The sequence below is a fragment of the Microvirga sp. Mcv34 genome, from assembly GCF_024519725.1.
Lineage (GTDB): Bacteria > Pseudomonadota > Alphaproteobacteria > Rhizobiales > Beijerinckiaceae > Microvirga.
Window position 1 is genome coordinate 1 of record NZ_JALJRK010000125.1, and the last position, 8,837, is coordinate 8,837.

Below are 8,837 nucleotides of genomic sequence, written 5' to 3' on the forward strand. Positions count from 1 at the left end.
GGCCGAGTATGGCGTGAGCAACTACCGCTACACTGTCGTGAACGATACCCCGGTCCTCGTCGAGCCGAGCACCCATCGCATCGTCCAGGTCATCCGCTAAAAACCGGCAGATACCGAATTCCAGGGCGGCCCCTCGGGCCGCCCTTTCTCATGTCATGCCTTGCTCACCCGGGCATGGACGACCGCCATTGCAAGAACGGCCATGGCGAAGACCTGATGTGCCAGGCCTGCCCAGAGCGGCACCACGAACAGCAGCGTGACGATGCCGAGAACCATCTGCGCCAGCGCCAGGAAGGCCATCCCTGTCGCCCGGCCGGCGGTCGGCGAGTTCGGAGCGTCGCGGCGAATTCGCCAAGCGTGCCACAAGGCGAAAGCCACGATGGCGTAGGCGACGAGACGGTGGTTGAACTGGACGAGCAGCACGTTGTCGACGAAGTTCTCGATCCAAGGCTTGACCACGAACAGGGCCGAGGCCGGCGGAACGAGGGCTCCATCTATCAGGGGCCAGGTGTTGTAGGTGAGCCCGGCCTTCGATCCGGCCACGAGACCGCCAAGTGCGATCTGGAACAGGATCAGCCCGACGAGGATGCGGGGCGCGTAGCCGGTCGGTGCTTCCCGGTCCATGGAGCCGGAACGGTCCTTCAGACCGGACGCTACCCAGACCAGGCAGGCCAGGATGACGCTGGCCACCGTCAGATGCAGGGCAAGCTTGATCGGCGCCACGGCGGTCATGCCCGGCTCCAAGCCGGAGGCGACCATGATCCAGCCGATGGCGCCCTGAAGCCCACCCAACGCGCCGATCCCGAGCAGGGTCAGGGCGAGCCGGCCCTTGATCGTTCCCCTGGCCCAGAACCAGATGAGCGGGAGAAAGAACATCATGCCGATCAGACGGCCGAGCTGCCGATGGCCCCATTCCCAGGCATAGATGAACTTGAACTCCGATAGGGTCATGCCCTTGTTCACGAGTTCATACTGGGAAATCTGCCTGTACTTCTCGAACTCCGCCAGCCAAGCCTGCTCGCTCAGGGGCGGAATGGCGCCCGTGACGGGCCTCCATTCCGTAATCGATAGGCCGGAGCCGGTCAGGCGCGTGGCGCCGCCCACCGCGATCATCAGGACCACCAGGACGGCGAGGCCGTAGATCCAGATGCGAACGGCGGACAGGGATCGGCTTTGAGGCACGCGCGCCAGCGGCACGCCCTCGGTGGAGGCTGCGACAGCCATGCTCACTCTCATCGTCGATTAGGGCTTGAACCCGGGATACGGACGTCACATAGAGGCTATGCCTTCGAGAGGCAATTCATGCCGGTGACGCACCGTTACGACGCGACGTCGATGATTTGAGGATTTCGGCCATGGGCATTCGCCTGCGCAAGCTGATCGGCACAGTGGTGATGCTGGCCTTCATCATTTTCTATGCGCTTTTCGCGATGGCCGTCGCGGAGGGCCGGATCACCCAGGCACCCAAGCTTCTCCAGACCGTGGCTTACATCGTGCTAGGCCTGATCTGGATTATTCCGCTCATGCCCCTGGTCCGCTGGATGGCGAAGCCCGACAAGTCCTAACCGCCGCCAATCCCCTCGATGATCGTCCCCGTGCCGCCGCAGATCGGGCACGGCGTGACGCCAATGCGGCCGGTGCCCTTGCATTCCGGACAGATGTTCTCACCCGCTCCGGGAGTGCCCGGCTCGGCCTGATCTCCGGGATTGAGTTTGGTGTGGTCGGAAGAGGCCTGATCTTTCGGTGTGTCTGTCATCGCTGAGCTCGCATGAGGCTTCATGCGATCAACGCGGAGGCGGAATCCCGGTTGCCTGACGGACAAAGAAAAGGCCCGCTGGAAGCGGGCCTCTCAGGACCTCAATTGCAGATCCGGCGGGTCCGGTGCTCCCAACCCCAGCCGGGAACCCACTCGCGGTAACGCTCGGTCGTGCAGCGCTCCACATAGACCTCGCGGACGGGACGCTCGTAATAGACCGGCGCCGCTTCCTCAACGTAGACGCGCGGCGGCGGCGGCGGCGGAGCCCGGTAAACGACCGGAGGCTGAGGCTGGGCAACGGCCGAACCAACAACGGCGCCTACGGCAAGACCCCCGAGAGCTCCCAGAGCCACGGCGGCGCCGGGAGACAGGCGATCACGCGCTGCAGCCGGTTGAGCGGCAGCAAGGCCGGTCACCAGCGCCAGGGCCGCAGCGGTACCGGAAACAAGTCGGAAGATCTTCATGATCATCACCTACGACGGGAGGAAGGCCACGTGCCGTCCTCTTCATGTCATGAGATATACTGTCCCAAACCTCTCTGAAAGCTGAACGGATTGTGGCGAAGCTTGGGCTTGGGACAATTCCGCCGGAATGGTGAGCAGAGGCTTAACGCCTCCGCTCATGCGTTTATGAATCCCTCAGATGCCGTTCACCCACCGGCACTGCGCAGCGGCACCGACAGCAGCACACGGACGAGATCGGCCTGCCGGTTGGTGTCCGTCTTCCGGAACAGGTTCTTCAGGTGGAAGACCACCGTCGTCTGGGCCACGTCGAGTTCTTCGGCGATCTGTTCGAGGCGCTTGCCGTCGATCAGCATCAGGGCCACCCGGGTTTCCGAGGGCGTCAAGCCATAGAGCCGCACGAGCGTGTCGCCCGAGACCTTGGCTCGCTGCTCCGTGTCGATGACGAGCAGCACCACGGCTTCGGGGCGCTCTTCTGCGGAAAAGCGTTGTCCCTGGATCAGGACGAGGTAAGGCCGACCGCCGGAATTGCGCGGAAACGAGACGATCTCGTCCAGGGTCTCTTCCTCGAACGCCTTGGCGATGGCCGAAAAGAGCTTGCCGTTCTGCTTGGCGGAAGACCCTTTCAGGATGCCCTGCGCGGCAGCCAGACCGTCATCCTCCGCGAGGATCCGCTGCGCCTCCTTGTTCATCACGCGGATGGCGCCGGTTTCGTCGACGATCACCACGCCGACCAGAAAGCGGTCGAACGCGAAAGTCGCCTTGTAGAGGGCATCGACCGTTCGTCCCTTGGAGGATTTCAGGATCTCCTGCCACGATTCCTCGGCCCTCGTGACGGCACTCGTCTGAACGCGCGTGACCTGATCGAGGCGAGCGGCGACGGTCGCCAGCAGGATCTCATAGTCGATGGGCTTGACAAGGTAGTCGTCCGCCCCCGCCTGCTTGCCGGTGAGGACATCATTCCGCTCGGCGAGCGCCGTCAGGAAGATGAACGGGACGTCCGACATCGTACCCTGCTCCCGTAGCGCCTTGAGCACGTCGTATCCGCCGAGGCCGGGCATGGTAATGTCACAGAGGACAAGATCCGGGCGATGCTTCTCGAGGAGGGTGAGCGCCTCGCTGCCGTTGGCAGCCTGGAGGACACGATAATCGGCGGCCTCCAGTTCCTCCGCGATGTCTCCCCTCAGATCGTCTTCGTCTTCGACGCAAAGTATCGTTTTTTGAGCTTTCATCGGAGTCGGTCACTCATGCAGCCTGTTGTGCTTGTTCGGCATTTGCTATGGGCAGATCGAAAGTAAACAGGGATCCAGCCGCCTCATAGCTTTCGACGTGAATTTCTCCCCCATGCAAGTGCATGATCCTTTGGGCGAAATTCAATCCAATTCCGGTACCGGCAATTCCCGATGCCGTCCGGGCACGGTAGAATCGATCGAAGATCTTCGGCAATTCATCCGCAGGAATTCCGATTCCCCAGTCTCTGACGGAGCAGAAGGCGCGGGATCCCTCCATCCAGATTTTGATCTCGACGACAGGCGTATCCCCTGAATACTTGATGGCATTCGACAGGAGATTGACGACGACTTGCTCAATGAGCATGCCGTCGCAATAGACGGTAACAGGAATGTCGGGAATATCGAAGCGGATATCGGCCTGCGCGCTGACCTCGCGCTGCCGCTCGCAAATATCCACGACGAGCTCGACGAGATTGCAGGAAGCCGGATTGACCTCGATCGTGCCGGCATCAAGCTTGGCCGCGTTCAGGACGCTCTCGACGAGACGCGTCAGTCGGGTGCCGGCATTGCGTATCTTCTGGACGCGCGTGACCAGTTCGTCCTGCGTCAGCGCGGCTCCACGCCGCAGAATGCGCTGCGCGCTCGAATCCAGAATAGCGAGTGGCGTTCTGAACTGATGAGACACCATGGATACGAAGCTGCGATAGGCGTTCGTCGTCTCACGCTCTCGGCTAAGCGCCGATTCCAGGGCCCTCGCGACCTGCTTGTAGCCGGAGATGTCCGTCAGCCGTACGAAGATCGTCGCACCGTCGGCCTTCGTGAGCGAAAGACGAGCCCAGGTGTCTTTCCTGAGCATGAGATCGAGCTCGATTTCCTCGAACGGCGGTTCCGCGTTCAGGAGACGTGTGTCGGCGCCTTCGCACATCGCGAAGCACTGCAGGAAGCTGGTCAGCCCCATTTCCTCACTGCACCACAAGGATACGGGCGCGGCAGCCCAGATCTGCTCATTGGCGAAGAGAAGCTTCCCCGTCCAGTCGAAGGCCGCGAAGCCTTCGGACGCGGACTTGATGGCCGCGATCAGGCGGCGTTCGGCCTGGCGCAGGGCAGCCGTCCGCTGGAGCACCTTGATTTCCAGGTCGAAATTCTGGCGCTCCGCCTGCTTGCGAGCGAGCCATTGCTCGGTTACGTCGCGCAGGAAGGCGATGCCCAGCTTACGCTCGGCCATGGAAACGGGAAGGCAGTTGATTTCCAGACATCGCTCCTGCCCGTCGGGGGTGGATGTCTCGTTCTCGAAGATAGAACTCATTCCCTCCGTCGCGTGGATTAGGGAGCCGATCACGCCCTCCTGGGCAAAGATCGGATCGATATCCGACATATGCTGCCCCACGGCCTGATCGGGCTTGATGTTCAGCAGGTCCTCCATGCCCGGGTTCCAGAGCAAGCACCGGAGATCGGCATCGAACATCACGATGCCCTGGTTACTGATATTGTTGATGACGAGATCGGAAAGCTGCTGTTCCTGCCTGAGAAGCTGGCGAGCCTGGGTCGCCTCCTGCATGCCCTTGAACAGGCGGACCAGAAGAAATGCCGTGCTCATAGCGATACCGACGATGAAGGCGAAGCTCTCGAAGACGTAGCGCAGATACATCGAGCGCTTTTCCGCCATCTCGCCTCGGTTCAGGAGCATGACCTTGTTGGCGACATCTCTCAACTGGTAGGCGAGATCGCGAACCTACACCCTCAACAATTGTGCCGTCTGCGGATCGATGCGATCCTTGAGGAGCGGCTCCGCATAGGTCAATTGCAGATAGGCGTCCCTGAGGCTTCCAAGAGCTCCGACCTTCTCGATGACCTGCCCTTGGAGTCCATCCATCAGAATGGCCATCCGGCTGATCAGGATCGCCAATCTGAACTCCGGTGTCTGTTCGCGATCGGCAAAAGTCTCTCCCGCGGCCGCCCGGGCCAGGCTTTCAGCCAGGATCGAGGCTTCGAACTGAGTTTGGGAAACCTGCCAGAGATTGGCGTGCGTCTCTTCCCGCCGAAGATCCTCTTCGACATTGAGCAGGCGCCAGACCGTGAACGTGAGCGAGACTGCCAGCACCGCGATGGCGGCCAGGGTGATCAGTGCAGCCTTGTAGTTTTTAAACGTGAGTCTCATGGTCGTGCGATACGCAACCGGTTGAGTTGCCAGACCCAACGGGAATCGTGGAGATCATCCCGCAGGACGCTGTAATCGTCCCGAGGGTAGACGATCCACAAGGGCCCCTTGTCGCGGAGCGTCAAAATCTGACCGTCCGCCGACATGGCGATCAGGGGATCGTACTTGAGGTCATCCCAGGGAATATCCACCTCGTAGTCGTTCCAGGCCGATGCCCGAACTGTTGCCCCTTTGCCGCCCACTCGCTCCAGGACGGAGCGCAACGAGACCCCTTCGAAAAGATGTGTCTTGCCACTGATGACGAAGGTGGCAGTGAGACTCTTCCTTCCGAGCGCTTCCAGCATCGCCCGATCGAATTCGGCCCGTCCCGGCGCGTTGGTGACATCGATCTCTCCAGTCACCGTCAGCAAAACCTCTCCCTTAGCCGCGGGCAAAGGTTCGGCCGCATACGAAAACGTCAAGCTACCGGCCAGGGCAATCACAGCCGTAAGGAGCGTGAGACGGTGCATGGAGGCCCAATCCGCGAGAGATTATAATAGAACACATACATCATTGGCGATTTATTCCGAAAAATCCAGTACCGCTGTCGAGAAAGAACACCCCCTCTCCCCTTGAGGCACATCGGAAGCGAATCCGGATATTCGGATCGACATCCACCAGCACTTCATCAGCACAGATTTTGAAGCACACTTACACCTTGACTATAGGATCTAGCCATTCAGAACGATTGGGGAAGTATAGCCTTTGGCAGTCGCTCGTTCGACGCCAATTCCCGAAGCACGGCACCCAAGATCGACGTGACGGGGGACCCTGGAACTCGGACCAAGTTCGGGATTGTGCGAGCTTGACCGCTGGGGCTATATTCCGCACCGATTATCCGCAGGCCCTCTGCCGAAGCTTTCGCAAACGAGGAGTTTGATATGCGCAATTTTGTAACGGCCCTGGTTGGGGCATCAGTGCTCCTGTCCGCACTGCCTGCCGCTGCCAGCCCGATGCAGGCCCGCACCCTGCCCCGGATCGACCAGGCTTATCCGAATGAGAGCTATGCTCAGTATTATAGGCGCGGCTATCGTCCCTATTACCACGACCGGTACTACTACCGTCGTGGAGGCAATGGCGCTGCCGTCGCAGCCGGCGTTGCAGGCGTCGCGGCAGGCGCATTGATTGCGGGCGCACTCGCCAACCAGGCGCAGGCCGCCCCTCCCGCCCCTCCCGGCACGGTGGATCCGCAGATGGCGGCCTACTGCGCGCGCAAGTACCGCTCCTACGATCCGGCGACGGGAACCTTCCTGGCGACGAACGGCATGCGATACGTCTGCACCTATCCGTAAGCTCGGCCTCTGCGCTGAATGAACCGGCCCTGCCTCAGATCCTGCGGCAGGGCTTTTCTTTTGAATTCCGCGCTGGGATGGGCAAAGGCTTTACCTCGCCGGTGCTCGCCTTAAATCTGCGAGGGTAATTCCCTCCCTCCATGAAATTCCCGGAAAGGCATAGGATCAGCTCAATGGCTCAAGACTTCGACAGCAGCGGCACCATCATCCCTCCCACCGAAGCGGCTATCCTCACCTCGGGCAACATGACGGAGCTTGAGCTGATCCTGCCCGATCTCGGCGACGAGGACCTGCCCGAGGTCGCGATTTTCCTGGTCGCCTGCGCCATGCGCTTCCACAGCGACCCGGATTTCGTCCAGGACCAGTTGGAATGGCTCGTCAGGGCGCACGACAACGAGGTTGATGAGGGCCTGAAGCCCGATCAGCTGAATTCGGCCAACGACGACTGAAACACTCGGCTCAGCCGTGCGAAAAGCGGCTAAGCGTCGATGCGTGCCTCAGGACCGCAGCTTTCCATGAGGACCAGCCAGCCTTAGAGGCTGGAGATGATCGCGTCGATCCCTTCCATGATCGCAGCCGGCGACGTGCCGACTGCGTTCAGGAGGATGGTCAGAAGCCAATAGCAACCAAAAATGATCACCGGCACGAGGATCCAACCCATGATCTCCTCGAACCAGACGCGCCGGCGACGACGGCGGTAGCGCTTCTCGCGCCACGACAGCTTCGCCGGAGCGTCCAGGGTCCGGGACGCCTCGAGGGGTCCCTCGTGTATCTCACTCGTCATGCTCTAACCAATGGAACTTTCGGAACGGTGCGGACACCTCCGCCCCCATTACCATCCGATCCCTTCGGTTTCACGGACTTTTTCGTCTTCGAAGAAGCCGTCTTGGCCCTGGGCTTCTTCTTGGCCGCGTTGGTCACGTCCTTCTCGGGCTTCGGCTTCACCGGTCCTTCGACATATTCGAAGCCGAGGCTTTCCAGGCCGATCTCGTCCGTCTTGACCACGACCTTGACCGCGCCGCCGTTCTTCAGGCGACCGAAGAGGACTTCGTCGGCCAGCGGCGTCTTGATGGTCGACTGGATCAGCCGGCCCATCGGACGGGCGCCCATGGCCTCGTCATAGCCATGCTCGACCAGCCAGTCGCGGGCTTCGTCGGTGAGCTCGATCGAGACGTTGCGGTCGGCCAGCTGCGCGTCGAGCTGCATGACGAACTTCTCGACCACCTTCTGGACCACTTCCTTCGGAAGATGGGCGAAGGAGATGACCGCATCGAGACGATTGCGGAACTCGGGCGTGAACAGCTTGTTGATCGCATCCGTATCATCACCCTCCCGCTTGGTGCGGGTGAAGCCGTAGGCCGGGCGGGCCATGTCGGCGGCACCCGCATTCGTGGTCATGATGATGATCACGTTACGGAAATCGACCTGCTTGCCGTTGTGATCCGTCAGCTTCCCGTGGTCCATGACCTGGAGCAGGATGTTGAACAGGTCCGGATGGGCCTTCTCGATCTCGTCGAGCAGGAGCACGCAATGCGGGTGCTGGTCGATGCCGTCGGTCAGGAGACCGCCTTGGTCGAAGCCCACATAGCCGGGAGGCGCGCCGATCAGGCGACTGACCGTATGCCGCTCCATGTATTCCGACATGTCGAACCGCAGCAGCTCCACGCCCAGCGACGCGGCGAGCTGCTTGGCCACCTCGGTCTTGCCGACGCCGGTCGGGCCGGCGAACAGGTAGGAGCCGATCGGCTTCTCCGCGTCGCGCAGGCCGGCACGGGCCAGCTTGATCGCCGAGGAGAGCGCCTCGATGGCCTTATCCTGACCGTAGACCACACGCTTCAGGGTATCCTGCAGGTGCGCGAGCACCTCCGCGTCGTCCTTGGAGACGGTCTTGGGCGGGAT

At 61.3% G+C, this 8,837-nt stretch carries 13 protein-coding genes; 4 read left to right on the forward strand and 9 right to left on the reverse strand.

The features are described 5' to 3' along the window. A partial coding sequence (locus OC446_RS27890) for a DUF1236 domain-containing protein (protein ID WP_262032213.1) occupies positions 1-100 on the forward strand: 100 nt, incomplete at its 5' end. Positions 101-153: 53 nt separating this feature from the next. On the opposite strand, the gene OC446_RS27895 is transcribed toward OC446_RS27890, so the two are convergent. Then, a complete protein-coding gene (locus tag OC446_RS27895) occupies positions 154-1,224 on the reverse strand; it encodes a COX15/CtaA family protein (protein ID WP_262032202.1) in 1,071 nt (356 codons plus the stop codon). Between the two features lie 131 nt (positions 1,225-1,355). Between OC446_RS27895 and OC446_RS27900 the strand changes: the two genes are divergently transcribed. Then, on the forward strand, positions 1,356-1,565 hold the full coding sequence (locus tag OC446_RS27900; RefSeq protein WP_114946820.1) for a DUF2842 domain-containing protein: 210 nt from the start codon (positions 1,356-1,358) through the stop codon (positions 1,563-1,565). Here the strand turns inward: OC446_RS27900 and OC446_RS27905 are convergent. The 6 genes from OC446_RS27905 to OC446_RS27930 form a co-directional block, all read right to left on the reverse strand. Beyond that, complete coding sequence (locus OC446_RS27905) at positions 1,562-1,756, reverse strand: hypothetical protein (protein WP_262032203.1); 195 nt, start codon at positions 1,754-1,756, stop codon at positions 1,562-1,564. The two genes, OC446_RS27900 and OC446_RS27905, sit on opposite strands and share 4 nt — an antisense overlap. Before the next feature lie 101 nt (positions 1,757-1,857). Then, on the reverse strand, positions 1,858-2,220 hold the full coding sequence (locus OC446_RS27910; protein WP_262032204.1) for a hypothetical protein: 363 nt from the start codon (positions 2,218-2,220) through the stop codon (positions 1,858-1,860). Positions 2,221-2,405: 185 nt separating this feature from the next. Next, the gene (locus OC446_RS27915) at positions 2,406-3,449 is read right to left on the reverse strand and encodes a response regulator (RefSeq protein ID WP_262032205.1); all 1,044 of its coding nucleotides are present in this window, start codon (positions 3,447-3,449) and stop codon (positions 2,406-2,408) included. A gap of 13 nt (positions 3,450-3,462) precedes the next feature. Next, on the reverse strand, positions 3,463-5,136 hold the full coding sequence (locus tag OC446_RS27920; protein ID WP_262032206.1) for a sensor histidine kinase: 1,674 nt from the start codon (positions 5,134-5,136) through the stop codon (positions 3,463-3,465). 45 nt (positions 5,137-5,181) lie between these two features. After that, positions 5,182-5,607 carry a hypothetical protein gene (locus OC446_RS27925; RefSeq protein ID WP_262032207.1) on the reverse strand — a complete coding sequence of 142 codons (426 nt, stop codon included), beginning with the start codon at positions 5,605-5,607 and terminating at the stop codon, positions 5,182-5,184. Then, complete coding sequence (locus OC446_RS27930) at positions 5,604-6,116, reverse strand: oxidoreductase (protein ID WP_262032208.1); 513 nt, start codon at positions 6,114-6,116, stop codon at positions 5,604-5,606. The genes OC446_RS27925 and OC446_RS27930 overlap by 4 nt, the downstream gene beginning before the upstream one ends. 411 nt (positions 6,117-6,527) lie before the next feature. On the opposite strand from OC446_RS27930, the gene OC446_RS27935 reads away from it, so the two are divergent. Continuing rightward, positions 6,528-6,938, forward strand: coding sequence for a BA14K family protein (locus tag OC446_RS27935; protein ID WP_262032209.1), 411 nt, complete (start codon positions 6,528-6,530; stop codon positions 6,936-6,938). Between the two features lie 173 nt (positions 6,939-7,111). Next, the gene (locus tag OC446_RS27940; protein ID WP_262032210.1) at positions 7,112-7,387 is read left to right on the forward strand and encodes a hypothetical protein; all 276 of its coding nucleotides are present in this window, start codon (positions 7,112-7,114) and stop codon (positions 7,385-7,387) included. Between the two features lie 83 nt (positions 7,388-7,470). Here OC446_RS27940 and OC446_RS27945 read toward each other — a convergent pair whose 3' ends face one another. Both OC446_RS27945 and OC446_RS27950 read right to left on the reverse strand, forming a co-directional pair. Further along, positions 7,471-7,722, reverse strand: a complete 252-nt coding sequence (locus OC446_RS27945) for a hypothetical protein (RefSeq protein WP_262032211.1) — start codon at positions 7,720-7,722, stop codon at positions 7,471-7,473. After that, a partial coding sequence (locus OC446_RS27950; protein ID WP_262032212.1) for an AAA family ATPase occupies positions 7,719-8,837 on the reverse strand: 1,119 nt, incomplete at its 5' end. The genes OC446_RS27945 and OC446_RS27950, both read right to left, overlap by 4 nt.